The 1,743-nt window shown below is 62.6% G+C and carries 1 protein-coding gene; it reads left to right on the top strand.

What is annotated here, in order from left to right:
• The coding region (locus ACS5Q1_RS47760) for an IS5 family transposase (RefSeq protein WP_473104762.1) at positions 1–1,158 on the top strand (1,158 nt) is incomplete at its 5' end.
• Positions 1,159–1,743 lie beyond the last annotated feature (585 nt).

The following is a 1,743-nucleotide window of genomic DNA, read 5'->3' on the forward strand; positions in this document are numbered from 1 at the left end:
ACCCGAGACAGTGCTATGGCCGGCTGCGCAACCCCGGCCAACTCCGCCGGCCACCCCAGCCGTAGCGCCACGACCGATCATGCACTAACATTGACACCGGACCACCTCGTGGGGGCTGGCCAGCTGCCGTGCGATCCGAGTTCGCTGACGCGCTGGCGCAAGCGGCTTGGAGCAGAGGGCCTGGAGACGCTGCTGGCGGCTACCATCCAGGCCGGGCTCGACACGGGCGCCGTGCGGCCCTCCAGTTTGGAGCGGATCAGCGTCGACACCACGGTGCAGCCCAAGGCCATCACTCATCCCACCGACGCGAAGCTCTATCTCAAGGCTCTCCTCGCCCTGGTGCGGCAGGCCAAGCGGCATGGCCTCACGCTGCGGCAGACCCACACCCGTCTGGCCAAACGCGCCGCCTTACACATGGGCCGCTATGCCCATGCGCGGCAGACGCGGCGCATGCGACGGGAGCTCAAGCGGCTGAAGACTTATCTCGGACGAGTGTATCGCGATGTCGCCCGCAAAGTCGCCGGGGATGAGGGCCTCGCCCTTCGCTTTGCACGTCTGCTGGGGCTGACGGAGCGTCTTCTGACCCAGGAGCGCACGAGCAAGAACAAGCTCTACAGTCTTCATGCGCCCGAGGTGGTGTGCATCGCCAAGGGCAAAGCGCATCGGTCGTACGAGTTCGGCTCGAAAATTGCGATGGCGGTGACCAACCGCGAAGGCTTCGTGCTCGCCCCCAAGGCCCTGGAGGGCAACCCGTATGACGGCCATACGCTCAGCACGACCCTGGATCAGGTTGTGGCCATGACTGACATGGAGCCCTCGCGCATCTACGTCGACCAAGGCTATCGCGGGCATGACTACGCCAAGACGGAACGGGTGTTCATCACGCGACAGCGGCGGGGTCTGACGCCCACAATCCAGCGGGAGCTGAAGCGACGATCAGCCATTGAGGCCATGAAGGCGGACGGGCGGCTGGGACGCAATCACCTGCTCGGAGCAGCCGGAGACGCAATGAACGCGCTGCTCGTGGCGGCCGGGCACAATCTGCGGCTGATCCTGAACTGGCTCAGGCTTTGTGTCGCTTGGCTCATAGCGGTCCTGATCAGTTCATCCGCGCAATCGGATACTTCCCGCGAACGCTGGAATCCGATTGTCGCCTGAACAAACGGCATTGTTCAGGGCCGACTAAATAGCGTCCACAGAAATGTGCCCCGACCTCACGGCTTTGGGGCGCTTTCTTTTTCAACCTTCCTCACAATCTATCGGCCACGAGCATCTTCGACACGTGCGCCGCCGAGCTGCGCGCTCTTGCTGATGAGGCGAGGCCTCTTCCTCCGCCGAACAGGCGGAACCCGGAAGCGTTTCATGAGGCTCGTGATGAGCTCGCCTTGCGCATTTCAGAGATGGCGAACGTGTTATCCGGAAACTTCCGGCTCGGTCGGTCAAGGCCGGAGACTTCCGTCAGGCCAAGTTTCATCCGTGATGCGAAAGGCAATGTCGTGAGGGTTGAGTGTCGCGGGGGCAATCGGATCTGAAGAGCTCTGGTCCATTTCAACGACAGGGCGGCTGGCTTTAATGAGCTCCGAGGGATAAGTATTCAGGAGCGTCTTGAAAGCTTGGAACGTAATTACCCACGCCGTTGCTGAGGCTGGTTTCAGGCGCTGACGGTAGCGAGAATGGTGCCGAAGACGGTGACACTTGGCGTGAGCCGAGCCGTATCGACGACGGTGCGCACGGCCGCTTCGC

This window comes from Microvirga sp. GN3 (assembly GCF_055792825.1).